At 74.7% G+C, this 25,205-nt stretch carries 26 protein-coding genes; 12 read left to right on the top strand and 14 right to left on the bottom strand.

What is annotated here, in order from left to right; translation table 11 throughout:
• Positions 1-48: 48 nt before the first annotated feature.
• Positions 49-1,311: an NAD(P)/FAD-dependent oxidoreductase gene (locus SMD20_RS10385; RefSeq protein WP_329578275.1), complete on the bottom strand. Its 1,263-nt coding sequence runs from the start codon at positions 1,309-1,311 to the stop codon at positions 49-51.
• Positions 1,312-1,339: 28 nt separating this feature from the next.
• Positions 1,340-2,221, bottom strand: a complete 882-nt coding sequence (locus SMD20_RS10390; protein WP_329578278.1) for an MBL fold metallo-hydrolase — start codon at positions 2,219-2,221, stop codon at positions 1,340-1,342.
• Positions 2,222-2,282: 61 nt separating this feature from the next.
• Here SMD20_RS10390 and SMD20_RS10395 point away from each other — a divergent pair, with 61 nt between their 5' ends.
• Complete coding sequence (locus tag SMD20_RS10395) at positions 2,283-2,855, top strand: TetR/AcrR family transcriptional regulator (RefSeq protein ID WP_329578280.1); 573 nt, start codon at positions 2,283-2,285, stop codon at positions 2,853-2,855.
• Between the two features lie 2 nt (positions 2,856-2,857).
• The gene (locus SMD20_RS10400) at positions 2,858-4,594 is read left to right on the top strand and encodes an SDR family oxidoreductase (RefSeq protein WP_329578282.1); all 1,737 of its coding nucleotides are present in this window, start codon (positions 2,858-2,860) and stop codon (positions 4,592-4,594) included.
• Between the two features lie 45 nt (positions 4,595-4,639).
• Here the strand turns inward: SMD20_RS10400 and SMD20_RS10405 are convergent, their stop codons facing one another.
• On the bottom strand, positions 4,640-5,107 hold the full coding sequence (locus SMD20_RS10405; RefSeq protein WP_329578284.1) for a hypothetical protein: 468 nt from the start codon (positions 5,105-5,107) through the stop codon (positions 4,640-4,642).
• A gap of 186 nt (positions 5,108-5,293) precedes the next feature.
• Here SMD20_RS10405 and SMD20_RS10410 point away from each other — a divergent pair, with 186 nt between their 5' ends.
• The gene (locus SMD20_RS10410) at positions 5,294-6,085 is read left to right on the top strand and encodes a DUF1206 domain-containing protein (protein WP_329578287.1); all 792 of its coding nucleotides are present in this window, start codon (positions 5,294-5,296) and stop codon (positions 6,083-6,085) included.
• A 143-nt stretch (positions 6,086-6,228) separates the two neighbouring features.
• On the top strand, positions 6,229-6,717 hold the full coding sequence (locus tag SMD20_RS10415; protein WP_329578290.1) for a hypothetical protein: 489 nt from the start codon (positions 6,229-6,231) through the stop codon (positions 6,715-6,717).
• Positions 6,718-6,779: 62 nt separating this feature from the next.
• Here SMD20_RS10415 and SMD20_RS10420 read toward each other — a convergent pair whose 3' ends face one another.
• Positions 6,780-7,256 carry a MarR family winged helix-turn-helix transcriptional regulator gene (locus SMD20_RS10420; protein ID WP_329578293.1) on the bottom strand — a complete coding sequence of 159 codons (477 nt, stop codon included), beginning with the start codon at positions 7,254-7,256 and terminating at the stop codon, positions 6,780-6,782.
• Positions 7,257-7,332: 76 nt separating this feature from the next.
• Between SMD20_RS10420 and SMD20_RS10425 the strand changes: the two genes are divergently transcribed.
• The 8 genes from SMD20_RS10425 to SMD20_RS10460 all read left to right on the top strand — a co-directional run bounded on the left by SMD20_RS10425 (position 7,333) and on the right by SMD20_RS10460 (position 16,107).
• Complete coding sequence (locus SMD20_RS10425; RefSeq protein ID WP_329578295.1) at positions 7,333-9,471, top strand: MMPL family transporter; 2,139 nt, start codon at positions 7,333-7,335, stop codon at positions 9,469-9,471.
• 49 nt (positions 9,472-9,520) lie between these two features.
• A complete protein-coding gene (locus tag SMD20_RS10430) occupies positions 9,521-10,204 on the top strand; it encodes a transglutaminase domain-containing protein (protein ID WP_329578298.1) in 684 nt (227 codons plus the stop codon).
• A gap of 10 nt (positions 10,205-10,214) precedes the next feature.
• Positions 10,215-11,180, top strand: a complete 966-nt coding sequence (locus SMD20_RS10435) for a GlxA family transcriptional regulator (protein ID WP_329578301.1) — start codon at positions 10,215-10,217, stop codon at positions 11,178-11,180.
• Positions 11,181-11,304: 124 nt separating this feature from the next.
• On the top strand, positions 11,305-11,454 hold the full coding sequence (locus SMD20_RS10440) for a putative ATP-grasp target RiPP (RefSeq protein WP_329578304.1): 150 nt from the start codon (positions 11,305-11,307) through the stop codon (positions 11,452-11,454).
• A gap of 102 nt (positions 11,455-11,556) precedes the next feature.
• Positions 11,557-12,546, top strand: a complete 990-nt coding sequence (locus SMD20_RS10445; protein ID WP_329578306.1) for a hypothetical protein — start codon at positions 11,557-11,559, stop codon at positions 12,544-12,546.
• Complete coding sequence (locus tag SMD20_RS10450) at positions 12,543-13,532, top strand: TIGR04500 family putative peptide maturation system protein (protein WP_329578309.1); 990 nt, start codon at positions 12,543-12,545, stop codon at positions 13,530-13,532. The genes SMD20_RS10445 and SMD20_RS10450 overlap by 4 nt, the downstream gene beginning before the upstream one ends.
• Positions 13,532-13,972: a hypothetical protein gene (locus SMD20_RS10455; protein WP_329578312.1), complete on the top strand. Its 441-nt coding sequence runs from the start codon at positions 13,532-13,534 to the stop codon at positions 13,970-13,972. The genes SMD20_RS10450 and SMD20_RS10455 overlap by 1 nt, the downstream gene beginning before the upstream one ends.
• Positions 13,969-16,107, top strand: coding sequence for a peptidase domain-containing ABC transporter (locus SMD20_RS10460; protein WP_329578315.1), 2,139 nt, complete (start codon positions 13,969-13,971; stop codon positions 16,105-16,107). The genes SMD20_RS10455 and SMD20_RS10460 overlap by 4 nt, the downstream gene beginning before the upstream one ends.
• 7 nt (positions 16,108-16,114) lie before the next feature.
• Here SMD20_RS10460 and SMD20_RS10465 read toward each other — a convergent pair whose 3' ends face one another.
• From SMD20_RS10465 to SMD20_RS10510, 10 genes are all read right to left on the bottom strand, one after another.
• Entirely contained in the window at positions 16,115-16,327 is a 213-nt protein-coding gene (locus tag SMD20_RS10465; protein WP_329578318.1) for a hypothetical protein, read from the bottom strand.
• Positions 16,328-16,354: 27 nt separating this feature from the next.
• A complete protein-coding gene (locus SMD20_RS10470) occupies positions 16,355-16,966 on the bottom strand; it encodes a LysE family translocator (RefSeq protein ID WP_329578321.1) in 612 nt (203 codons plus the stop codon).
• A gap of 57 nt (positions 16,967-17,023) precedes the next feature.
• Entirely contained in the window at positions 17,024-17,998 is a 975-nt protein-coding gene (locus tag SMD20_RS10475; protein WP_329578324.1) for a helix-turn-helix transcriptional regulator, read from the bottom strand.
• 42 nt (positions 17,999-18,040) lie between these two features.
• The gene (locus SMD20_RS10480) at positions 18,041-18,805 is read right to left on the bottom strand and encodes a sulfite exporter TauE/SafE family protein (RefSeq protein WP_329578326.1); all 765 of its coding nucleotides are present in this window, start codon (positions 18,803-18,805) and stop codon (positions 18,041-18,043) included.
• Positions 18,806-18,901: 96 nt separating this feature from the next.
• Complete coding sequence (locus SMD20_RS10485) at positions 18,902-20,134, bottom strand: M20 family metallopeptidase (RefSeq protein ID WP_329578328.1); 1,233 nt, start codon at positions 20,132-20,134, stop codon at positions 18,902-18,904.
• Complete coding sequence (locus tag SMD20_RS10490) at positions 20,134-21,129, bottom strand: ketopantoate reductase family protein (protein WP_329578330.1); 996 nt, start codon at positions 21,127-21,129, stop codon at positions 20,134-20,136. The genes SMD20_RS10485 and SMD20_RS10490 overlap by 1 nt, the downstream gene beginning before the upstream one ends.
• Positions 21,126-21,896, bottom strand: a complete 771-nt coding sequence (locus SMD20_RS10495; protein WP_329578333.1) for an SDR family NAD(P)-dependent oxidoreductase — start codon at positions 21,894-21,896, stop codon at positions 21,126-21,128. The genes SMD20_RS10490 and SMD20_RS10495 overlap by 4 nt, the downstream gene beginning before the upstream one ends.
• Entirely contained in the window at positions 21,893-23,197 is a 1,305-nt protein-coding gene (locus tag SMD20_RS10500; protein ID WP_329578336.1) for an MFS transporter, read from the bottom strand. The genes SMD20_RS10495 and SMD20_RS10500 overlap by 4 nt, the downstream gene beginning before the upstream one ends.
• Positions 23,194-24,096 carry a polysaccharide deacetylase family protein gene (locus SMD20_RS10505; RefSeq protein WP_329578339.1) on the bottom strand — a complete coding sequence of 301 codons (903 nt, stop codon included), beginning with the start codon at positions 24,094-24,096 and terminating at the stop codon, positions 23,194-23,196. Before SMD20_RS10505 ends, SMD20_RS10500 begins: the two co-directional genes overlap by 4 nt.
• The gene (locus SMD20_RS10510) at positions 24,093-25,109 is read right to left on the bottom strand and encodes an Lrp/AsnC family transcriptional regulator (protein WP_329578342.1); all 1,017 of its coding nucleotides are present in this window, start codon (positions 25,107-25,109) and stop codon (positions 24,093-24,095) included. Before SMD20_RS10510 ends, SMD20_RS10505 begins: the two co-directional genes overlap by 4 nt.
• Between the last annotated feature and the right edge of the window lie 96 nt (positions 25,110-25,205).

Below are 25,205 nucleotides of genomic sequence, written 5' to 3' on the forward strand. Positions count from 1 at the left end.
GCCGGGGCTCCGGCGTGTGGAGGCCGACCGGCGCGGCGCGGGCCGCGTTCAGCGGTGCTGCGCGGCGGGCGCGCGGTGAGGTGACGGTGCGTGGAGGGCGGACAGCACGGCGTGGGCCGCGCGCCGCCCCGAGACGAGGGCGCCCTGCTGGGAGCCGGTGTCGCGGTGGTCGCCGCAGACGTACACGCCGCTGGGCAGCCGGACGGGGCTGCGCAGCGGGTGCGGCGGCGGCATCGCGGGCAGCGCCTCCGGCACCTGGTACGTCGCCAGGTGCTCCCAGGACGAGGTGTCGCCGTAGATCTCGGTCAGCCGTTCGCGCACCGGGCGTTCGTCGCCGGTGACGCCGAGGACGGACGTGGAGATCAGCGCCCGCCCGTCGGCCGCGTACGTGGGCGCGGCGTCGGTGAGCACGATCGTGTCGGTGATCGCGCCGGTGGCGTCGATGACCTGGACGGGCTCGCCCAGCGGCGAGCGCGGCGCGACGTGGTAGAAGGTGGTGACCGCGCGCATCTCCGGGACCTCGATCCCCGGCAGCAGCCGGCCGGCCGTGCCCGGGTCGGCCGCCACGACCACCGCCGCGCCGTCGTACGTGCCGCCGCCCTCGATCTCGGCCGCGCCGGATGCGACGCGGGTGACGCGGGCGCCGAACGTGACGGTCCCCGGCGGCAGCCGGTCGGCGAGCTGGCGCGGGATCTCGCCCATGCCGAACGCGGGCACGCCGGTCCTGCCGCGCGCGAACGAGCGCCAGAGCAGGTGGAAGACCCGGCTGGAGGTCTCCAGGCCGCGTTCGAGCAGCACGCCGGCGAGGAACGGGCGCAGCAGGCCGTCGATCATCGCGTCGGACATGCCCCAGGCGTGCAACTCCTCCAGGGTGGTCCGGTCGTGGCCGCGGCGCAGCCGGGAGGCCGGGAAGGCCACGTCGCGGGCGGTGATCGCGGCCAGCACGGCCTTGTCGCGCGGGGTGCCGATCCCGGACAGCAGCCCGCTGAGCGCGTGGCGTGGATGCCGCCACGGCAGCATCACCCGGGAGCGGACGCCCGCGCCGCAGACGAGCAGTCCCGAGGCGAACGCCCGTACGTCCAGGGCGGCGAGGTCGAGGACGCGGCGCGCCTCGGGGTAGCCGGTGAGCAGCACCTGGAAGCCGCGGTCGAGCCGGAACCCGTCCACGACGTCGGTCCGGACCCGGCCGCCGACGCCGTCAGACGCCTCCAGCACCCGTACCGGGATGCCGGCCTCGTGCAGGTGGACGGCGCAGGCCAGGCCCGCCAGGCCGGCGCCGACGACGATGACGGGCGCTTGTCGTTCGCTCATGGGCTCCGCCTACCCGTGAGCCTCCGGATCAGGCCGCGACGACGATCGGGCGCCAGCGGAACGCGTCGCCGTGCCGCTCGATCCGGCCGAGGCCGGGGAAGGGCAGGTGGTAGGCGTGCACGAGCAGGTTCTCGGCGGCGGCCAGGGCGAGGAGGCGGAGGCGGCTGCGTACGGATCGGGCGGCGTCGCCGTCCCACGGGGTGCGCCAGGACGGGTGGCAGAGCTGGAGCGGGTCGTAGAAGGTGTCGCCGAGGCAGAGCAGCCGCTCGCCGCGCGAACGCACCAGATAGGCGGTGTGCCCGGGCGTGTGCCCGGCGGCCTCGACGGTGTGGAGGCCGGGCAGGATCTCGGCGTCGTACGTGAACGGCCGCAGCCGCTCGCCGAGGACGCGGATGGCCTCACGGGCCGGCCCCCGCTGCTCGGGGAGCGCGCTCTCGGCGGCCGACGACCAGAAGGCGAGCTCGGCGGCGTGCACGTGGCCGACGGCGCCGGGGTAGGCGGGCTCGCCGGGCCAGACGGCGCCGCGGACGTGGTCCTCGTGCAGGTGGGTGAGGACGACGGCGGCCGGCTCCGGCAGCCCGGCCGCGCGCAGGCCGTCGGGGAGCCTGCCGACGAGGGGCCGGAAGTGGGGGCCGTAGCCGAGGAAGTCCTTGCCGAGGCCGGTGTCGATCACGGCGAGGCCGTCCGGGGTCTCGACGCAGAGGCAGTTGTAGCCGCAGGTGAGCGTCCGCCTGCCGAGGCCCTCGGCGGCGACGGCGGCGGCCAGTTCGGGCTCGGGCACGCCGCTGCCGGGGGTGAAGAACGACGACAGCTCGGGCTCCAGAGGTGGTCCGGCCTGGCCGTCGCTGATCACCGCGCAGGCGAGGTCGCCGATGTGGAAGCGGTGGATGAGCAGGCCGTTGTCGCGCACGTCCGCATTCTGCCCTGTTTCCGTTTCGCGCAAAATATATAGACCGGTCTATTATGTCGCCATGACCGAGCAGACCAAGGGCGGCCGGACGAGCGCCCGGCTGGTGGAGTCGATGCTGGAGCTCATCCAGGCACGCGGCTACAGCGGCACCGGCCTCGCCACCGTGACCGAGCACGCCCGCGCCCCCAAGGGGTCGCTGTACTTCCACTTCCCCGAGGGCAAGGAGGCTCTGGGCGAGACGGCGATCGAGCTGGCCGCCGAGCGGTTCCGCGCCCTGCTGGCGGAGACGCCGGACGGGCCACCCGGCGAGGTCGTCGGACAGGTGGTCGAGGTGCTGGCCGGGATGCTCGCCGACAGCGACTTCCAGCTCGGCTGCCCCGTGTCGGTGGTCGCCCTGGAGATGGGTGGGCAGAGCGAACGGCTGCGTGAGGCGTGCGCGCGGGCCTTCGCCTCCTGGATCGACCCGGTCGCCGCCCACCTCGCCGCGCACGGCCGCTCCCCCGCCGAGGCCAGGACGCTGGCCACCGCCGTGGTGAGCACGGTCGAGGGCGCGATGATCGTCTCGCGGGCCCAGCGGTCCGTGGAGCCGATGCGCTGCGCCGCGCACGCCCTCGCCGTGCTGCTGGCGGCCTGAGCATGGGCGAGCGGCATGCCCTGGTGTTCGGCGCGGCGGGGTACGTCGGGCGCGCCCTGGTCCTGGAGCTGGGCCGGGCCGGCGCGCGGGTGAGCGTGGCCACCCGCGGTCAGGAGTCGTACGAGAGGCTGGCCCGGTGGCTGGCCGCGCGCGGGCACGACCCGGCGCCGGCCGGCGTACGCGCGGACTTCGCGGCCCCGTCGTTGCTGGCGGGCGGGAGCTGGGACGACGTCACGGAGATCTACAACTGCGCCGGGGCCTACCGGTTCGGGATGACGGCCGAGCAGGCCCGCCGGGCCAACGTGGACAGCGTACGGGCGATCGTCGCCTTCGCGGCCCGGCTGCCCCGGCTGCGGCGGCTGGTCCACGTGTCCGGCTACCGGGTGGGCGGGCAGGACCCGGGGGCGTGGAGCGAGGAGCGGCGGCGGGCGGCGTACGCGGCGCTCGGCGCGTACGAGGCGTCGAAGGCCGAGGCGGACGCCGTCCTCCAGGCGGAGGCGGACGAACTGGGCGTGCCCTGGTCGATCGTCAACCCGTCCAGCGTGATCGGCGAGGCCGGCCAGTACCTCGGGCTCGCGGCGAGCGTCGCGGAGCTCTGGCGGGGCCGCCTGGCCGCGCTGCCAGGGAGCGGGCGGACGTTCGTGCCCGTGGTCGAGGCCGGCCACCTCGCGCGGTTCATGGCCCTGCTGCCGGAGGACCCGGGGGCGGCGCGGCGGGCGTACTGGGTGCTGGACGAGCGCACGCCCGCCCTGCCCGACCTGCTCACGCTCGTCGCCCGGCACTACGAGGTGCCCGGGCCCCGGCTGCGGGTGCCGGTGGCGCTGGTCAGGCGGCTGCCTTCGCGCCTCACCAGGACCGACCCCGAGACGCTGACGTTCCTGTCGGAGGAGCGTTATCCCACGGGGCCGGCGGCGGAGTTCGCCGCCCGGCACGGGCTGGACCGGCCGGACACCGCCGGCGCGATCCGCCGATGGGCCGACGAGCTGGCCGCGCACCGGTTCGGGGACGCGCCGGAGGACGGGCGGCGGCGGTTCACGACCCTGGGAGGGGTGCGCACGTTCGAGCTCGGCCCGGCGGGCGCGCCCGCCGTGGTGCTGCCCGGCCTGCCGGTCAACGCCGACACGTGGGCGGGCGTGGCGGCCGCTCTCGGTGACGTACGGGTCGCCGACCTGCCGGGGCTCGGGCTGAGCGGCGGCGGGCCCGGCGACTGGGGGTCCTGGGCGGCGGCGCTGGTGTCCGGGGGCGTGGACCACGTGGTGGCCCACTCGATCGGCGCGGCGGCGGTCCTGGAGGCGGGGGCCTCGGGGACGCCGGGCCGGCTCACGCTGGTCGCGCCGTTCTTCCTGCAGCGGCGTACGGCGTCGTGGACGCCCGCCACCCGCCTGTACCTGAGGCAGGCCGGGCCCGAGACGCTGTCCCGGCGGCTCACCGGGGCTTCTGCACACGCGGATGCGCTCCGTACGAGCGCCGCCGACCTGCGGCGGCCCGGCGTCGCGACCCGCGTCGCCCGCGCCCTGGCGGCGGCCGGCAGCCGCCGGTGGCGCGCCGGCCTGCGGGAGCGGCTGCGCGGGTACGAGGGCCGGCTGCACGTGATCGTCGGCGACCGCGACCCGCTCACCCCGGAAGGACGGGACCTCCTGAACGCCCTCCCCCAGGCCACCGTCACCGTCATCCGGGGCGCGGGCCACCACCCGCAGCTCACCCATCCGGAGGAGGTCGCCCACGCCATCGGCGTGTGACGCCGGACTCGAAGGCGGGCGTCCGCCCTTCCAGGCGGACGCGGGTCAGAGGGGGGCGTCCGCCTGTTCCAGGCGGACGAATGTGGCGCCTGCTGACACGGCGCGCGCGCCGAGGACGTGGCCGTCGCACATCCGCGTCTCCGCGCCGGCTTGGTCGATGACCTTCCACGTCACCGGCTCCTCGCACGGGCGGCCGAACCGGTCGTGGCGCCACTCGCGCCGGCAGACCCGGCAGGTGGAGATCCCCGCGCGGGTGGAGAGCGTGTTGCCGTGCTCCGGGCAGACGCCCCACGGCATGCCGCACGGCCGGGCCTGGAGGGCGGCGAGGTCGCCGGCCGCGCGCCCCAGGTCGTCGGCGCCGGCGGACAGCCGCTCGACGGCCTGCCAGGCCGCCCCGAGGTGGTCGTGCTCGGGCGTCCCCGCGGGGGCGCTCAGGCAGAGCTCGCGCACCTCGGCGGCGAGCGCGTCGGCGCGGCTCGCGAGGGCGCGCAGCTGCGCGGGGGTCACGGTCATGCGGGCTCCCCTCCCGACGACGGAACGGCTCTCCGGACGCAGATCCTACGTCCGCAGGGCCGTCCCTGTGCGCCGTTCACGATCATGTCGCGCCGCGCCCCTTTCGGGTGGCCTGACCTGGAAAACGCCTAGGCGGCCCGTTCCGGGGAACTTCGATGGTCTTCCAACGCGTGACCGGAGGATTGTATGAGCGAGACGGAGACCCTGGCACGACGGGCGACCGACAGCCCGGCCGTGGACAGGCTTGCGCGCGTCGGCCTGGTTTGCCGTGCGGTGCTGTACGCGCTGATCGGCGTGCTGGCGATCCAGATCGCCTTCGGCGGCAACGGTGGCCGTGAGGCCGACAAGAACGGCGCGATCAGCCAGGTGGCGTCGCTGCCGTTCGGCTCGGTCATTCTGTGGATCATGGTGGTGGGGTTCGCCGCCCTGATCGTCTGGCAGGTCGGTGAGGCCATCAAGGCCCACAAGGTCAAGGACCGGGTCGAGGCGATCAGCCGGGTCGCGGTGTACGCGTTCGTCTGCGCCGCGCTGCTGACCATGCTGCTGACCGGCGAGACGAACTCCGACGACGAGAAGTCCAGGGACATCACGGGCAAGCTGCTCGACCTGCCCGGCGGCCCGCTCCTGGTCGGCGCGGTCGGGCTCGGCATCATCGCGCTGGGCGTCTACTGGATGCACTACGGCTTCAAGAAGAAGTTCCGCGAGAACCTCAAGCCGATGCCGGCGAAGGCGAGCGCCATGATGGACCGGCTCGGCCTGGCCGGCTACCTGGCCCGCGGGCTGATCGCGGCCGGCGCCGGCGTGTTCGTCATCCAGGCGGCCGTCACCCACGACGCCGACAAGGCGGGCGGCATCGACGCCACGCTCAGGGCGTTCGCCGACACCCCGGTCGGTCCGTGGCTGCTGGTGGTGGTGGCGCTGGGCCTGCTGCTGTTCGGCGTGTACTGCCTGGGCGAGGCCCGCTGGCGCCGTACCTGACCGGAACGCCGGAGTTCGGTGTCCCGCGGGCGGAGCGCCCCCGCGGGACACTGCGCTGTCCGGGACCGGTCGCGCCGCTAAGTTGATCGTTTTCGCACGTGCGCTTGATCCACTGTTGAGGCCGCAGGCCGTAGGTTCCGAACATGCGTGCAGACATCACCTGGACGGACACGGCCGCCCCCTGGGGCGCCGCCGGGATCTCGGCGGCGGGCATTCCGGTGGCGGCCATCGTGGCGCTGGCCGTGTGCACGGCGGCGACGTTCGCGATCGGCTGGCGGACCAGAACGCACGCGGTGCGCCAGGAGCACGCCCGCCGGACGACCCAGGATCTCATCGCCGCCGTCGGCGACCTGCGCGCCGACCTCCAGGCGGCGAGCACGACCGCCGAACGCGGCCTCGCCGTCGCGCGCTGGCGCTCGCGGTGGATGCTCGGCGCCGCCCTGCTCGACCTCGTGGACCCCGGCTACGCCGAGACCGTGCGCGTCAAGGGCCGCCGACTGTACGCCGACCTCATGGCCGCGGGGAAGGACGCCCCGCCGCGCGGCCTGCCGCGGACGAACATCGTCAGGGAGCTGGCCGCCCACCGCGCCCGCCGCATCCGCCCCACAGCCCGTCCGCTGGTCCCGCGATAACCCGACGCCGGAACGCAACCGTTCCCGCCCCCGCACTCGAAGAAGAGAGCAGCGGGACAGGGTCAGCGGGAGCGGGGCGCCGAGCGCAGCACGGCGAGCTCCTCGTTCATGGCGTCGAGGAAGGCGGCCACGGTGCGGAGCTCGTCGGGATTGAAGCGGGCCAGCGCGTTGCCGGTGCTGCGGCCCAGCGGCCGGAAGAACGCGGCGGCGAACTCCTGCGCGGTGGCGAGGTAGTGCAGGTGGACCACGCGGCGGTCGTGCGCGTCGCGCACGCGGCGGATGTGCCCGGCCCGCTCCAGCCGGTCGAGGCAGGCCGTGACGGCGCCGGAGGTGAGGTTGAGCTCGTCGCGCAGCCGGCTCGGGGTGATCGGCGTCGGCGCGTCGTAGATCATGATGAGCGCCTGGACATCGGTCGTGTGCAGCCCGTGCTCGTTGGCGAACTCGTGGGCGATGCGGTTGAACTCCGCCGTCATGCGGCGCAGCCGCGCCGCGAACGCCCTGAGATCCTCGCCCCCGCCCCCTTCGGTGTCGCCGTTCATGCGCCCATGCTACATTAACTCGATAATTGAGAGACTCATTGATTGAGTTATCGGGCGTGACGGAGAGGTGATCACGATGGCGCGGCGGCATGTCCGCTGGCTCGTCCCGGCGCTGCTGGTGCTGGTATGGCTGGCGGTGGGCGGCGGACTCGGGCCGTTCGCCGGCAAGCTGGGCGAGGTGTCCACGAACGACCAGGCCGCCTTCCTGCCTCAGAGCGCGGAGTCCACGCGGGTGCTGGAGGAACAGGAGAAGTTCCGGCAGGGCGAGGCGCAGCCGGTCATCGTGGTGTGGACGGCCGGCGGGGGCGACGCCACCCTCACCGAGGCGCAGCAGGCCGCCGCCACCCAGGCGATCGCCGCGCTGAAGGGCGCGCGGGACGTCGCCGGCACCCCCTCCCCCGCCTTCCCCTCCGACGACAAGCGCGCCCTGCAGGGCGTCGTCCAGCTCAACCCCGAGCTCTCCGGCTCCGAGCTCCGCGACGCCCTCGACCGGATCGGCGGCGCGGTGGCCGTGGACGGGCTGAAGGCGCAGCTCGCCGGGCCCGCCGCCTCCCGCGCCGACCTGGCGGGCGCCTTCGCCGGCATCGACGGGCTGCTGCTCCTGGTGGCGCTGGTGACCGTGCTGGTCATCCTGCTCGCGGTGTACCGGAGCGTGCTGCTGCCGCTGGTCATCATCGTCGGCGCGGTCTTCGCGCTCGGCCTGGCCTGCGCCGTCGTGTACGTCCTGGCCGACCGCGACATCGTCCGCGTCGACGGCCAGGTCCAGGGCATCCTGTCCATCCTCGTGATCGGCGCGGCCACCGACTACGCGCTGCTGCTGACCGCCCGCTTCCGCGAGGAGCTGGCCGCCGGCCGCGACCGCTACGCCGCCGGCCGGGTGGCGCTGCGGCGCTCGGTCGAGCCGATCCTCGCCAGCGCCGCCACCGTGGCCCTGGGCCTGCTGGCGCTGCTGCTCAGCAACCTGACCAACAACAAGGCCCTCGGCCCGGTCGGCGCGATCGGCATCGCCTGCGCCGCGCTGAGCGCCCTGACGTTCCTGCCCGCCGCCCTCGTCCTGCTGGGCCGGGCCGCCCTGTGGCCGGCCAGGCCGCGCTCGGCGGAGGCCGGGGCGAGCGGGATCTGGAGCCGCGTCGCCGGCTGGGTGGACCGCCGCCCGCGCCGGCTCTGGGTCGCCACCGTCCTGCCCCTGGCCGCGCTCGCCCTGCTCGCGCCGCGGCTGGAGGCGCGGGGCGTGCCCCTCGACGAGACCTTCGTCGGCGAGACCCCCTCGGTGGCCGCCCAGGCGACGCTCGGCGAGCACTTCCCCGGCGGCTCGGGCCAGCCGGCCGTCATCGTCGCCCCTGCCGAACGCGTGGAGGACGTGGTGGCCGCGGCCGAGGCCGTCAGAGGCGTCTCGGAGGCGGCGGCGGTCAGCGCGGGCGGCCGGCCGGGCGGCGCCCCCACGGTCGTGGACGGCAAGGTGCTCGTGGAGGCCACGCTGCGCGACGCGCCGGACAGCGACGCGGCCCTGGAGACGGTCGCCCGCCTGCGCGCCGCCCTCGACCGCGAGCAGGGCACCATCGTCGGCGGCTACACCGCGCAGCGCCTGGACACGACCGACACCGCGCGGGAGGACACCCTGGTCATCGTCCCGGTGGTGCTGGTGATCATCCTGCTCATCCTCGTCCTCCTGCTGCGCTCGCTGGTGATGCCGCTGCTCCTGGTGGCCACGGTGGCGCTGAACTTCCTGGCCACGCTCGGCGTCTCGGCGCTGGTCTTCACGCACCTGTTCGGCTTCACCGGCAGCGACGCCTCCGTCCCGCTGTACGGGTTCGTCTTCCTGGTCGCGCTGGGCGTGGACTACAACATCTTCCTCATGTCCCGCGTACGCGAGGAGACCGGGCGGCACGGGCCGCGGGAGGGCGTGCTGCGCGGCCTGGTCACCACCGGCGGGGTGATCACCTCGGCGGGCGTGGTGCTGGCCGCCACCTTCGCCGCGCTGGTGGTGATCCCGCTGTCCTTCCTGGTGCAGATCGCGTTCATCGTCGCGTTCGGCGTGCTGCTCGACACCCTGGTGGTGCGGTCGCTGCTGGTCCCGGCGCTGGTGCGGGAGCTCGGCGGCCGGGCCTGGTGGCCGAGCCGCCTCGGCCAGCGGGCCGACGCCGGAGCCGGCGACCCGGCGAAGGTGCCCGCCCTGGTCCGCCCGGACGACGAGCGCCGTCCCGGAGGCGCCTGACCGGTCCCGCCCTTCTCCAGGGGCGGGAGCGTCCCTATGCTCCCGTTCCATGAGCAGCTCCGCGGCGTACCTCGCCGCCACGCCGATCCTCGACCACGACCATCCGCGGGTGCTCGCGCTCGCCGCCGAGGCCCGCGCGGCCGGAGCGGCGGGACGTGACCTGCTGATCGCCGCGCACCGGCTCATCGCCGCGCGGGTGCGGCCCGTGTACGCCCTGGACGACGAGCAGCCGGCGTCCCGCACGCTGCTCCGCGCCCGGGGATCGTGCAGCCAGCGCCTGGCGGTGCTGGAGGCCCTCTCCCGGGCCTGCGGCATCCCCACCCGGGTCAGGGGCCTGCTGGTGGACGGCCGCTTCTGGCACGCCCGCTTCCCCCTGCTGCGGCCGGTGGTCCCCGACCTGGTGGTGCTGGCCTGGCCGGAGTTCCGGCCGGCGGACGGCTGGCTGCCGGTCTCGGAACTCTACGGCGACCTGGACACGCTGCGGGAGGCCGCGCCGTTCACGAACACGGGCGCGGAGACGCTGTTCGACGCCGTGGCGCGCACCGCCGTCGACTGGGACGGCGGCGGCTGCGCGGCCTGCGACCTGTCCGGGCACGTACGGGCCGACCTCGGCCGCTTCGTCTCGCGGGACGAACTGTTCCGTGCGCACGGGCAGACGGTGTGCCGGCCGGTCCGGGCCGCCGTGGACCCGGTCATGAGCCGTTACGCCGCTTCCGCCGGGAAAGCGAACTAGATTCATCCCCATGGACGTGCGCCGGGTCGCGGTCGTCGGCTACGACGGCGCCGAGCTGATCGACATCGCCTGCGTCACCACGAGTCTCGGCATGGTCAGCGAGTACGGGCGCGCCCGCGTCCCGTACCGCACCGAGCTGCTGACTCCGGGTGGCCGCCCGATCAGCCTGCCCACCGGGCTGAGCCTGCAGGGCGGCCACCCGCTGGAGCGCGTCACCGGCCCGTTCGACACCGTGCTCGTCTCCGGCGGTCTCGGGCACGAGAAGGCCGCGGGCAACCCGCTGATCGTCGCCCACGTACGCCGGCTGGCGCGCGAGAGCCGCCGCATCGCCTCCATCTGCACCGGCGCGGGCATCCTGGCCGCCGCCGGACTGCTGGACGGCCGGCGCGTCACCACCCACTGGCGCTACGCCGGCGACTTGGCCGCCCGCCACCCCGAGGTGACCGTGGACGCCGACCCCATCTACATCCGGGACGGCAACCTCATCACCTCCGCCGGGGTGACCAGCGCGCTGGACCTGTCGATCGCGCTGATCGAGGAGGACCACGGCGCCGAGATGGCCCGGCTGATCGCCCGCCACCTGGTGATCTACCTGCAGCGCCCCGGCAACCAGGCGCAGATGAGCATCTTCACCGCCGCGCCGCCGCCCGGCAACGACGTGGTGCGCGGCGTGGTCGAGCACGTCCTCGCCGCCCTGGACGGCGACCTGTCCGCCGCCTCGCTCGCCGCCCGCGCGGGGATCAGCGTCCGGCACCTGACCCGGCTGTTCCTCACCCATCTCGGCCGTACGCCCGCGCAGTACGTCAAGCACGCCCGCCTGGAGGCCGCCGCCCACCTGCTGGCCGGCACGTCCCTGCCGATGCCGGCCGTCGCGGCCCGCTGCGGCTTCGGCTCCGCCGAGACCCTCCGCCAGGCGTTCACCACCAGGTACGGCATCGCGCCCTCCCGCTACCGCCAGGTCCACGGCGGCCGCTGAGACGGGCCCGTAGTGGATCACAAGTGGGTTCCAAGTGATCATCTCTAACGTTCGGGACGACCGGCGCCCACCGTGGGCGCCGGGATCCCGAAGGGCCGCGGTGACGCGGCCAGGAGAGTGAGACATGTCGAAGATCACGATCGACGATCTGCCGTTCGAGGGGGCCGAGCTCTCGCAGGCCGAGCTGGGCGAGGTGGCCGGCGGCGCGCGCAAGGAGTGGACCGCCAGCGCCTGGACCCTCAACGACGTGCCCTACGAGTGGTGGCTGATCTGAGATCCGGCGCGAGCCGATAGCTGAACCGCGCGGTGGGACGGCGACGTCCCACCGCGCTCTTTCGTGAGGACGTTCTGGACGGGACCGGCAGTGATAATGATCATGAGCGCGCGCGGGGACGGCGCCGCCGAGAAGGTGCTGGGCGCGCTGCTGCGGCGCGGCGCCCGGCTGCTCGGCGACGACGGGCCCGGCGTACCCGTGCTCTGGTGGGACAACGGCGACTTCCCCGGCGCGAGCCGGATCACCGCGGAGCTCGCCGGCGGCCGGCGGCGGCTGCTCCTCGACACCGGCGAGCACACCGTGGACCTGTCGGAGGTCACCGCGGTGTGGCGCAGCCGGCCGAGCGGGCCACGACCGGCTGAGGAGGTGACCGAGGACAGCCACCGGGCGCACGCCCGGCTGCAGGCCGAGGTCATGCTCGACGGCGTGTGGAGCCTGCTCGGCGCCCGCTGGCTGCCCGGCACCCGCGCCGACGAGCTGCGCGCGCACAACAAGGTCTTCCACCTGGCGCGCGCCGCCGCGCTCGGCTTCACCGTGCCCGACACGATCTACACCAACGACCCGGCGCGGCTCGCGCCCGCGTACGAGGCCGCGGGCGGGCGGCTGGTGGCCAAGCAGATCGCGGCCGAACGCTTCAGGATCGACGGCGAGCCGCACCGGGCGTACACGACCGTCGTCGGGCGGCGGCACCTGACCTCGCGGCACCGGCTGCGGCACGAGCCCGTCATCCTGCAGCCGTACGTGGACAAGGCCGTCGAGCTGCGCGTCATCGTGGTCGGCGAGCGGGCGCTCGCGGCCGAGATCGACGTCTCCGCCTCCGCCACGGCGCGGGACGACTGGCGGCACTACGACAACGACCGCGTCCGGTACGGGCCGCACGAGCTGCCCGCCGACGTGGCGCGGCGCTGCGTCCGGCTGGTCGCCGACGTCGGCCTCACCTACGCCGCCCTGGACCTCATCGTCACGCCCGGCGGCGAGTACGTGTTCCTGGAGCTGAACTCCAACGGCGCGTGGGGGTTCGTCGAACTGTGGGCCGGGCTGCCGGTCAGCGACACGATCGCGGCCTGGCTGATGGATGGAGGGAAACCGTGACGGGAAGCGCGTTCGCGCAGGCCCTGGAGTCGGGGGTGGAGCTGCTGCGCTCGCTGCCGCGCCGCCGCGCCGCCGTACCCGCCGCGCGGGCGGCGGCCCGCGACTGGGCGGCGCGGCATCCGGCGGTCGCGGCGCAGCTCGTCGTGGACGAGCGGCCCGGGACGCCGGTGGTGGACTACGACCTGCTCCTCGACCACCCCGGCGGCGGGACCGTGGCGTTGACCGCGCCCGCCGAGGACGGGGTGCCGTGGCTGGTCGACCACTCGACGCACTGGGCGGCCGGGCAGCTCGTCAGCGTGGACGGGGTGCACGTGTCGGTGTCCCAGGCGCTGACCATGCTGCGGACGCTGTCGAGGGGCGACGCCTCGCCGTACCAGGAGATCGTGGACCAGTGCCTGCTGGCGGCGGCCCTGGAGGAGGCCGGCGACGACGTGCCCGTGAGCGCGGCGGACCTGCAGGCGACGGCGGACGCCTTCCGCCGCGGGCGCGGGCTGCACGACCGGGCGGCCACGCTGGCGTGGATGGCGGCGGCGGGCATGTCGGGCGAGCAGTTCGAGTCCTACCTCGCCGGGATCGCGCGGCGGCGGCGCTTCCGCGCGGCCAAGGAGGCCGAGCTGGCCCCGCGGCACCTGGCCGCGCACCGGGCGGACTTCGCGCGGGTGCGGGCCATCTGGGTGACCGGGCCGGCGAAGGTCGTCGCGGGCCGGGCCGGCGAGCTGGCCGGCGAGGCGGCCGCGCACGAGGAGGCGGTCGTGACGGTGGGCACCCGCTGGGAGCACGAGCTCCCCGAGGCGCTGCGCGGCGCGGCCCCCGGCGACGTCGTAGGGCCGGCGCCCCTGGCTTCCGGGGGTTTCCTGACCGGGGCCGTGCTGTCCAGGACCGTCGCGGGCGACGATCCGGAGACGCTGGCGGCGGCGGGGCGGGCGGCGTTCGGGGGGTGGCTGGCGGAGCGGCGCGCGGCCGCCAAGGTCGATTGGCACTGGTGATGAGCGACCCCTACGACGCCACCCGCCCCCTCCACCACCCCCGCCACGCCGCCGGCCCGCACTCGGTGACGCCACCCCTGGCCGCCCCGCACTCGCCCCCGCCGCCCCCCTCCGCCCCGCACTCGCCCCCGCAACGCTCGGCCTCCCCGCCCTCTCCCTCAGCTCCTCCGGGACCGCCGGTGGCGCAGCGGGGCGACCTGCCCGCGCCGGGCGGGTCGCGGCCGCAGAACCCTGGGCCGAGACCCGGCGGGCGGGCGGTCCAGGGGATCTATCGGGAGGAGGCGTTGCGAAGAAGGGCCGCCGGCCGTGGCCCCGACGGCGCGCCGCCCACGGTGGGCGGCCCGTCGTTCCTGGTGCTGTGGCTGATCGTGATGGCGATCCTGGCGGCCGCCGTCGTCCTCACCGTGCTGACCCTGCGCGCGGCGGGAGCCGCCGCGTGATCCGCCGCCTGCCCGTCATCCTGCAGAACACCACCACCGAGTGCGGCGCCGCCTGCCTGGCGATGGTGCTGTGCCATCACGGCCGCCGCATCACCCTCCACGAGGTCGCCGAACGCCTCCAGGTCGGCAGGGACGGCCTGAGCGCCAAGGCCATCGTGGACGGCGCCCGCGAGCACGGGCTCAAGGCCCGCGCCTTCTCCCTGGCCCCCGAGGACCTGGCCCGCGTGCCGCTCCCGGCGGTCGCGCACTGGGAGTTCAGCCACTTCGTGGTGGTGGAGCGCTGGTCGCCGGACCGCGTGGACGTCGTGGACCCGGCGACGGGCCGCCGCAGGATGACGGCCGAGGAGTTCGGCGCCGGGTTCACCGGCGTGCTGCTGGTGTTCGAGCCCGGCGAGGGTTTCGAGCGCGGCACGACGTCCATGGCGAGCGCCTGGCGCAGGGAGTTCGTACGGACGCTGTTCCGCCGGCGCAAGGGCCTGCTGGCGCAGATCGTGGCCGCCTCGCTGCTGCTGCAGGTGCTCGGGCTGGCGCTGCCGCTCTTCTCCCAGCTCCTGCTGGACCTGATCGTCCCGTCGCGGGGCGTGGAGGTGCTGACGCTGCTGGGCGGCGCGGTGCTGCTGGCGGGCGCGGCCCAGCTCGCGACCGGATACCTGCGCAGCGCGCTGCTCGTGGCCGTGCGGGCGCGGGCCGACCAGGAGCTGACCGAGGGGGTGGTCAAGCATCTGGTGGCGCTGCCGTACCGGTACTTCACCCAGCGCGGCAAGGGAGACCTGGTGACCCGGGCGGCGAGCGTGTCGCAGCTCGGCGACATCCTCACCAGTCAGGTGGTGGCGGCGCTGCTGGACGGGCCGCTCGCGGTCGGCTACCTGGTGGTGGTCTACCTGTGGGACCCGGTCTTCGGGCTGGCGCTGACCGGGGTGGCGGCGGTGCAGACGGTCCTCATGCTGGCGACCGCCCGCCGGGTCGCCACGCTGACCCGGCAGGAGCTGAACGCGCTGTCGGCCTCGCAGGGCAGCCTCATCCAGACGATCAACGGGATCGAGACGCTCAAGGCGTCGGGGGCCGAACGCCGGGCGGTGGAGCAGTGGTCGGCGTACTTCGCCCGGCAGGTCGACGCGGACGTACGCACCGGGCTGACCCGGGGGCTGCTGGAGTCGTCGCTGGCGGCGATCCGGGTGATGGCGCCGCTCGGGCTGCTGTGGCTGGGCGCCTGGCGGGTGCTCGACGGGCAGCTCACGGTGGGCGCGCTCATCGCGCTCAACGCGATCGCCCTGGCCGCGCTGACCCCGCTCGGCTCCCTCATGACGGGGCTGCAGAGCCTGCAGCAGGCGGGCGCGCACTTCGACCGGCTGTCGGACATCCTGGCGTCGGAGCCGGAGCCGAGCGAGGGCATCGAGGTGCTGCGGCTGCGCGGCGCGATCGAGTTGCGCGGGGTGAGCTTCCGTCACGACCCGCGCAGTCCGTGGACGGTGCGGGACGTCTCGGTCGCCATCCGGCCCGGCCAGAAGGTGGCCCTGGTGGGGGCGTCCGGTTCGGGCAAGACCACGCTTGCCCGGCTGCTGCTGGCGCTGCACCTGCCGGTGGAGGGCGAGATCCGCTACGACGGCGTACCGGCCGGTGAGCTGAACCTGCGTACGCTGCGCCGCCAGTTCGGCGTGGTCACCCAGGACCCGTCCCTGTTCAACGGCTCGATCAGGGAGAACATCGCGCTGAACGACCCGGCCGCGCCCCTGCAGCGGGTGGTGGCCGCGGCCCGTCTGGCCGAGCTGCACGAGGAGGTGATGGCCATGCCCATGGGGTACGAGACGATGCTCACCGACGGCGGCGGGCTGTCGGGCGGCCAGCGCCAGCGTCTCGCCCTGGCCCGCGCGGTGCTGCCGCGGCCCAAGGTGCTGCTGCTGGACGAGGCCACCAGCAACCTCGACAGCGCCACCGAGGCCGCCATCGAGGCGAACCTGGGCGGCCTGGCGCAGACGAGGATCGTCATCGCCCACCGCCTGAGCACGGTCCGCGACGCGGATCTCATCCTGGTGGTGGACCGGGGGCAGGTCGTGGAGCGCGGCACGCACGAGGAGCTGCTGGCGCTGCGCGGCGGCTACGCCCGCCTGGTGGCCGCCCAGAGCGCGGCCAGGTGAGGAGCGGTCAGCGGCGGCCGTACTTCTTGTGGACGGCCTGCTTGCTGACCCCGATCGCGTCGGCGATCTGCGACCAGGCGAGCCCGGCGACGCGGGCCCGGCGGACCTGGCCGGCCTCCAGGCGTTCGAGCTCGCGGCGCAGCGCGGTGGTGGCCCGCAGGGCCAGCAGGGGGTCGTCGTCCTGCGTCTGCCGCATCAGGGTCGCCAGGTCGTCGCTCATGCCCCTAAAGGTAGTCCAGGCCGGTCGTCACCGGGACTCGGCGACCAGCCGTACGCCGAGCCCGATGAGCACGACGCCGGAGATCTGCTCCAGGCGGCGGCGCACCGCCGGCCGGCCGAGCCAGTCGGCGGCCCTGGCGACGGCCCAGATGAGCAGGGCGTACCAGAGCAGGTCGATGAGCACCCACACGACGGCGAGGGTGACGAGGGTGGCGGGCCCTTCCTGCCCCGCGGGGACGAACTGCGGCAGGAACGACAGCGCGAACACCGCCGCCTTGGGGTTGGCCAGGCAGGTGCCGAACCCGGCGAGGTAGGCGGCCCGCCGTCCGGGGGCGGTGGCGACCTCGGGGGCCGGGGCGCCCTTGCGCGCCTGGCGGAGCGACTGCACGCCCATCACGACCAGGACGATCGCGCCGGCGACGCGCATGACGTCGTAGGCGAGCTGGGAGGCGACGAGCAGCGCCGACAGCCCGAACGCGGCGGCGAGGCCCCACAGCAGGATGCCGGTCTCGTTGCCGAGGGTGGCCGCGAGGCCGCCGCCGCGGCCGGAGCGGATGGTCTGGCGCAGGATGATGGCGGTGCTGACCCCGGGGACCATGGCGATCAGGACGCACGCGCCGGCGAAGGCGAGGAGGTGCATGGCGGCATCGTGACAGAGCCGGCGGACCGCGCGCCTTCCCTTTTCGCAGGGGTGCCGTCAGCCGTAGAGCTTGTGCAGCTCGGCGACGGCCTCGCGCATGAGGGCGCGCAGCTCGGGCGGCTCCAGCACCTCGACGTCGGCGCCCATGCGCAGCAGCAGCCAGCGCGCGTGCGTGATCGACTCGACGGGCAGGGTGAGCGTGAGCCAGCCCTCCGGATCGGGCTCGCCGGCGGCGGCCAGCGCGGTCTCGACGACGTCCCGGCCCAGGGTGAAAGCCAGCAGCTCCCCCCGCCCCGGCGCGAGCTTGATCACGCACTCGGCGGTGTACATCCGCTCGCGGAACTCCTTGGCGTAACCGGTCCAGAACGCGGCCAGCTCGAAGCCCTCGGGCCGCTGGAAACGGCCGGGCAGCGTCTCCAGGGTCAGCACCCGCGCCACCCGGTAGGTGCGGGGCGAGCCGCCGGGCGGCGCGGCCACGAGATACCAGGAGCCGCCCTTGAGCACCAGCCCGTAGGGGTGGACCACCCGGTCGACCTCTTTCTGCCCCCACCGCCGGTAGGTGATGTGGATCGGCCGCTGGTCCCACACCGCCTCGGCGACCTCGCCGAGGTGCGGCACGTCGTCGCCGGAGCGGTACCAGCTCGGCACGTCCAGCAGGAAGCGTTCGCGCATGCGCGAGGCGTGCGAGCGCGGCTCGGGCGGCAGCGCGGCGAGGAGTTTCAGCTCGGCGGTGGCGGCGACGTCGGCCAGCCCGAGCTCGGCGGCCGGTCCCGGCAGCCCGGCCAGGAACAGCGAGGACGCCTCCTCGGCGGTCAGCCCGTTGAGCCGGGTGCGGTAGCCGTCGAGCAACTGGTAGCCGCCCGCCGGGCCGCGGTCGGCGTAGACCGGCACGCCGGCCGCCGACAGCGCCTCGACGTCGCGGTAGACGGTGCGGACCGAGACCTCCAGCTCGGCGGCCAGCTCGGGCGCGGTCATCCGGCCCCGCGTCTGCAGGAGCAGGAGCAGCGAGAGCAACCGGCTGGCACGCACCATTCCATTGTATTGCCGCCTCTTGGCGACGTTCAGCGGAAAAGGTCAGCCGGCGAACTGCTGCCAGGCGAGCCTGGCCACCATGCCGACGACCACGCACAGCAGCACGACCCGGACGAAGGCCGCGCCGCGCCTGATCGCCATCCGCGCGCCGAACTGGGCGCCGGCGATGTTGCACACCGCCATGCCGAGCCCCAGCGCCCACTGCACGTGCCCCTGCAGGCCGAAGACGAGCAGCGCGCCGATGTTCGTCCCCACGTTGATGATCTTCGCGGAGGCCGACGCGGAGACGAAGTCCAGCCCGAGGATGGTGGTGAAGGCGATGATGAGGAACGTTCCGGTTCCCGGCCCCATGATCCCGTCGTAGAAGGCGATCCCCACGCCGGCCACCGCGACGGCGGCCACCACCCGCCGGTCGGTCCGCAGCTGCGGCTGCGGCAGCGCGCCGAGCGAGGGCCGCAGCGTCACGAACGCGGCCACCCCGAGCAGCACCACCATCACGGCCGGGCGCAGCACCTCGGTGGAGATCGCGGCGGCGGCCCAGGCCCCGAGGCCCGCGCTCAGCACCGCCAGCCCGGCTCCCGGCAGCGCCACCTGCCGGTCGACCTTGGACGAGCGGGCGTAGGCCACGGCCGCCGAGGCGGTGCCGAACACCGACGACAGCTTGTTGGTCGCCATCGCCTCCACGGGCGGCAGCCCCGTGATCATGATGGCGGGCAGCTGCACCAGCCCGCCCCCGCCCACGACGGCGTCGACCCAGCCGGCGGCGGCCGCCGCGGCCAGCAGCACCAGGATCTGCTCCAGCGGCACGCGCCACTCCCCCGATTTCCCCCGAGAAACCCCAAGAGTGTACAAGTGCCCCTTCGGCTGGTGGCGGAGGGGCCCGCGTCCGGGCCCCTCCGCGGATCAGCGGCCGACGGCCAGGGCGTGGAGCAGGCCCGCGGTCAGCGCGGACCGTTCCAGCATTCCGGCGACGCTCACGTGCTCGTGCCGGGCGTGCGCCCCGTCGCCCACCGCGCCGAGGCCGTCCAGGACGGGCACGCCGAGCGCGGCGGCGAAGTTGCCGTCGCTGGCCCCGCCCACCGCGCACTCCCGCAGCTCGATCCCCATCCCGGCGGCCACCTCGCGGGCCAGGCCGAACAGCCGGGCGGTGCCGGGGCCGCGCTCCATCACCGGCCGGTTCCAGCCGCCCCGCAGCTCGAACGAGGCCCGCTCGTCGTTGGGCCGCAGCGCGGCGAGCGCCGCCCCGATCCGGCCGGCCTCGGCCTGGCTGGCCACCCGGACGTCCACCTCCGCGTGGGCCGCGCCGGCGACCACGTTGGAGCCGGTGCCGCCCGACACGACGCCCACGTTGAGCGTGGTGCCGGCGTCGGGGTCGGCGAGGTCGTGCAGGTGGCGCACGACCCTGGCCAGCTCGTCGATGGCGCTCGCACCCTTGGCCGGTTCGAGCCCGGCGTGCGCCTCGACGCCGGTGATGGACAGGTGGAAGATGCCGACGCCCTTGCGCGCGGTCTTCAGCGCGCCGTCCGCGCTCGCCTCGAAGACGAGCACCGCGGCGGCGCTCTTGGCGGACTCCTCGATGAGCGGGCGCGACAGCGGGCTGCCGATCTCCTCGTCGCCGTTGAGCAGCAGCCGCACCGGCGGGCGCGGCAGCCCGGCGGCGTCCAGCGCGCGCAGCGCCCACACGAGCTGGACCAGGCCGGCCTTCATGTCGAACGCTCCAGGGCCGGTGGCGAGGTCGCCGTCCACGGTGAACGGCCAGCCGGCCAGCGTCCCCGCGGGCCAGACCGTGTCGTAGTGGGCCAGCAGCAGCACCGGCGCCTCGCCGTGGCCCGGGTAGTCGTTGACGCGGGCGTCCCCGTACACGGCGGGCTCGCCGCGCCCTCCGGCCCCGCCGCTCGCGCCGCCGTCCACCCTGTGGGTGGCCGACGGCGGCCCGAGCCGCTCCTCCAGCCAGCCGTCGATCCAGCGCAGGCCCGCGTCCAGCAGCGCCTTGTCGTTGCTGGGCGTCTCCAGCGACACGTACGCCGCCAGGTCGGCGAGCAGTTCCTCGCGATGCCCGCCGATCCAGTCGCGCAGCTTCACCGCGACGCCCTCCTTGTCGCTCTCCTCGTTCGCCGCCTCGTTCTGCGTGGTCATCAGGCGTCCTCCAGCGCGGCGAGGTGCTCCTCGCCCATCGGTGCGCGTCCGGTCTCGACGTCGGCCAGGCGGGCGAGCACGCCGCGCAGCAGCGGCGTCTCCACCTGCCCGGCCTCTGCCTCGGCCAGGACGGCACGGTAGTGGTCGTGAACCTCGACGGGACGGTGGCGGACGGCGATGTCGCGCCAGATGCCGCTGCGGTCCTTCGGCTGCGTGCGCAGCCATGCCGTCAGACGGTCCGTCGCCTCTTCACGTACCCGCTCGGGGGCCTCGGGAAGATAGGCGGCGGGCTCGAACGCGTCGAACGGCTCCAGCCGCAGCCCCAGCCGCCCGGCCACGGCGAACACCTCGGCCACCAGCGCGTGCATCAGCGGCCGGTGCCGGTCGATGAGGTCGGCCATGGGGGCGTCGGCCAGCGCGGTCGCGGTCAGCATGGCGCCGAAGCCGAGCTTGGACCACAGGTGGCCGAGGACGTTGCCGGTCGCCTTGGCGCCGAGCGGCGCCAGGTCGGCCACCAGGTGGTCGACACGGGGGCTCGCCTCGCCGTCCAGCTCGCCGATCACGAACGCCCCCGGCCCGCCGTCGCGGATCACGCCCGGCTCGGCCACGTCGGCGAACAGGTTGACGAACGCGCCGATCACCCGCTCCCGCCCGACGTGCTCGGCGATGAGCGGCTCGTTGAGGCCGTTCTGGACCGAGACGACGTAGCCGCCGGGGGCCAGGCGGGGCGCGATCCAGGCGGCGGCGGTCGCCGTGGCCTGGGCCTTGACGCACAGCAGCACCTTCGTCAGCGGCCCTGACGTCTCCTCGGGGGTGGCCGCGTCGATCTCGGCCCGCTCGTCGCCGCCGGCCCTGCGCAGCACCAGGCCGCGCTCGCGGACGGCGGCCACGTGCGCGGCGTCGGCGTCCACGAGCCGCACCCGGTGCCCGCCCCTCGCCAGGTGGAAGGCGATGGTGCCGCCGATGGCGCCGCCGCCCACGACCGTGTAGTTCATGGCTGTTGTACCTCGCTCGTTCCCGTCCAGTGCAGGGGCAGGGCGGTCGTGCCCGCCGCGGCCCCTCCGTCGACGCGCAGCACCGCGCCGGTCACCCATTCCGCCTCCGGCCCGGCCAGCCAGCGCACCGCCCGCGCCACGTCGGGCGGCAGGCCGCGCCGGCCGAGAGGGTTGGCCGAGACGGCGGCGGCGTACTCCTCGGTGACCGGGTTGGCGGCGCTGTCCACCGTGACGAAGCCGGGGCTGACGGCGTTGACACGCACGCCGAGCGGGCCGAGCTCGACGGCGGCGGCCTTGGTCAGCATCTCCAGCGCCGCCTTGGAGGTGCAGTAGTGCGCCGCGCCGGGGCGGGCGCGCAGCGCGGCCCCGGAGGCGATGTTGACCACCGACCCGGTGCGCCCGCTCGCCGCGCAGGCCCGCCCGAACGCCGCCGTGATCAGCATGGGGGCGCGCACGTTGACGTGCTGCACGCGGTCCCACTGCGCGGCGGTCATCTCCAGGAACGGCGTCGCCGGGTAGATGCCGGCCGCGTTGACCACGACGTCGACCGGCCCGTACGCCTCCCAGGCCCGCCCGACCAGCGCCCCGGCGGCGTCGGCGTCGGCCAGGTCGGCGGCGAGCACTCCGGCCCCGGTGCGCCGGGCCAGCTCGGCCAGCGGTTCGGGGCGCAGGTCGGCGGCGGTCACGCGGGCCTGCCCGGCGTACAGCTCGCAGATCGCGGCCCCGATGCCGCCGGCCGCCCCGGTCACCAGGATGTGCTCGCTCATGTCAGCTCCTTGCCCTTGGTCTCCGGCATCGTGGCGTAGACGGCGACGCCGACCAGCGCGGCGGCGGCCACGTACAGCCAGACCTGGTCGCGGTGGCCGTTGGAGGCCAGCCAGGTCGTGACGTAGGGGGCGGTGCCGCCGAAGATCGCCACGGACAGCGCGTACGGCAGCCCGATCCCGGTCGTGCGCACCTCGGCCGGGAACTGCTCGGCCATGATCACCGCGCAGTTGGCGGAGTAGCCGACGATGAGCACCATGCCGACGATCTCGATGGCGAGCAGCGAGCCGAACCCGCCGTCGAGGAACTGGAACGCCGGCCAGGCCAGCACCAGGAACCCGATCGCGAAGGCCAGCATCGTGGGCTTGCGCCCGATCCGGTCCGACAGCAGCCCGCCGAACGGCAGCAGCACCAGGAAGATCACCACCGCGATGGTGTTGGCGAGCAGCGCCCGGCTGAGCGGGATGCCGGTGGCGACGTGGGCGTAGGTCGGCATGTAGCTGACCCACACGTAGTAGATCAGCGTCCCCGCGACGGTCACCCCGGCCACGCGCAGCGCGGCGCGCGGGTGGTCGCGGAGCATGGTCAGCAGCGGGTTGGCGCGGGTGCGGCCGGAGGAGGCCGCCTTGGCGAACGCCTCCGTCTCCGGGACCGAGACCCGCAGCCAGAGCCCGACCAGGCCGAGCAGCCCGCCGAGGCCGAAGGCGACCCGCCAGCCCCAGCTGTGCAGCGCCGCCTCGTCGAGGGTGGAGGTGAGCACGAAGCCGAGCGCGGAGGCGATGAGCACGCCGCCGCCGACGGACACCTGCTGCCAGGACCCGGCGAAGGCGCGCCGGCCGCGCGCGGCCGACTCGATCAGGAACGCCGAGGACGTGCCGAACTCGCCGCCGGCCGAGAAGCCCTGCACCAGCCGGGCCAGAACCAGCACGATCGGGGCGAGGATGCCGATGGTGTCGTAGCCGGGGCAGATCGCGATGACGAACGAGGCGCCCGCCATGAGCGAGATCGTCAGCGTCAGGCCCTTCTTGCGGCCGTGGCGGTCGCCGTACGCGCCGAGGACGGCCCCGCCGATCGGCCGCATGAGGAAGCCGACGGCGAAGACGGCCAGCGTGGACAGCAGCGCGGCGGTCGCGTCGCCGGTGGGGAAGAACTTCGCGGAGAACACCGACGCGAACGTGGTGTAGATCGCCCAGTCCACCCATTCGACGGTGTTGCCGATGGCGCCGGCCACGATGGCCTTGCGCTGCGCGGGGCTCAGCCGCGTGGACGGGGCGGCGGTGACGGGGGTGACGGGGGTGCTCATCGGGCGTGCTTCCAGACGTGTTCGGCGACCTGGGCGTGGGTGGCGTACCAGATGCCCTGATGGGCGGCGATGTGGTCGAGCAGCTCGGCCAGCGCCGCCATGCGCGAGCGGTGGCCGATGATGTGGGGGTGCAGGGTGAGCTGGAACAGCCCGCCCTCGGCGTAGGCGGCGTCGAACTCGTCGCGCCAGATCCCGGCCACCTGGCGCGGCGGCGTGTACGGCCGCAGCGCCGCGTAGCGGTCCATCATCAGGTAGGGGGCGTCGTCCCTGATCCACTCCACCGGGATCTCGACGACGCCGGTGGGCTCGCCGTCGGCCAGCAGCTCGTACGGCTCGTCGTCGGCCATCAGCGAGGAGTCGTAGCGCAGGCCCAGCTCGCGGGTGATGGCCAGGGTGTGGTCGGAGAAGTCCCAGGACGGGGTGCGGATGCCGACGGGGCGGGTGCCCGACAGCTTCTCCAGGGTGTCGGCGGCGCGCAGCGCCAGCTCGCGCTCGTCGGCGGGGCTCAGCAGCATGTTGCGCTCGTGGATCCAGCCGTGCATGGCGACCTCGTGGCCGGCGGCGACGTAGTCGCGCACCTCGCCGGGGTGCAGCAGCGCGGCGACGGCCGGCATGAAGAACGAGGCCGGGACGCCGTGCCGCTCCAGCAGGCGCAGCACGCGCGGGGCGCCGACGCGGGCGCCGTACTCGCCCTGGGAGAGCTTGCCCGGCCGGGTCTCGCCGTCGCGCAGCGGGATCGTCTCGTGGTCGGAGTCGAAGGACAGGGCCACGGCGGCGCGGGCGCCGCCCGGCCACGACTCGGGGCGCAGGCTGCGTCCGGCGCGCACCCGTGCCACGTGGCCGCGCCAGGTCTGCTCGTCCCACTGCCAGGGCTGCGGGGCGTCGGGGGTTGCGGTCATGCGGGGTTCTCCGTTGATCGTGCGGCGGGTGTGGGGGCCCAGGCGCGTTTGAGCGTGGTGAGCTGGAGGGTGACGTCGGCGGCGCGCAGGCCGGGCAGGGAGCCAACGTCGTCGGTGAGGTAGCGGAACAGCGCGCCGTAGTGGCGCAGCGCGACCTGCGCGGCCAGGTTGAAGCGGCCGGTGGTGGCCGACAGGTAGCGGGTGCCGGGGTGGGCGGCGAGCTGCCGGCCGGCGCGTTCCAGCAGGCCGGGCTCGACCTCCAGCCAGAGCATGAACTCCAGGGCGTAGCCGAGCACCTCGGGCTCGGTGAGGGTGCGGAAGCGCAGGCAGCCGCGGCGTACCAGTGACTCCACGCGCCGCTTGACGGTGGACTCGCTGCTGCCGGCGACCTTGGCCAGCGTCTTGTACGGCATGCGGCCGTCCTCGCCGAGCGCCCGGACGATGGCCTGCTCCAGCTCGTCCAGGCGGTCCGGCGGGCCCTCGCCGAAGAAGTCCTCGAACGGCGGCTCGGCCGCGTCGCGCAGCTCGGCGGTGGCCGCCTCGTCCAGGACCCCCGGGTTCCAGTCGTGGTTGGAGACGAACGTGCGCATGACGGCGTGCGTCTCGCTCTCGCTGACCCGGTCGCCGCCGCCGGGCACGTCGGCGATCATCACCTCGCCGATGGCGGCGTGCGTGGGCACCACGAACTCGGCCACGCAGTCGGCACTGCCCGACACGACCGCCACGAACCTGGCCTCGGGGCGGGCCGCGATCGCCGCCGCCACGTCGTAGGTGGTGCCGGGGCGGCAGCGGAAGCGGCTGAGCACCGGGACGCCGAGGCCGCAGCGCAGCACGTCGACGACGCCGATGACGCGCAGGAGGCCGCGCTCGCCGAGGGCGGCGGCGCGGCGCACGACGGTGGACTCGCTCGCGCCCACGAGCCGCGCGACCAGGCTCCAGGGGGCCCGGCCGTTGAGCTGGAGCGCGGCGGCTATGGCACGATCCAGCTCGTCGATCTCGACGTCATCTTGCATGGAAACCATACTTACTGACGGAATCCACCGAACGCAAGGAAAGAAATGACGCTATCCCCCTCGCAACGGGCTCGGACACGGCGAAGGCGGCGCGCC

This window comes from Nonomuraea sp. LP-02 (genome assembly GCF_036289125.1).
GTDB classification, from domain to species: domain Bacteria; phylum Actinomycetota; class Actinomycetes; order Streptosporangiales; family Streptosporangiaceae; genus Nonomuraea; species Nonomuraea bangladeshensis.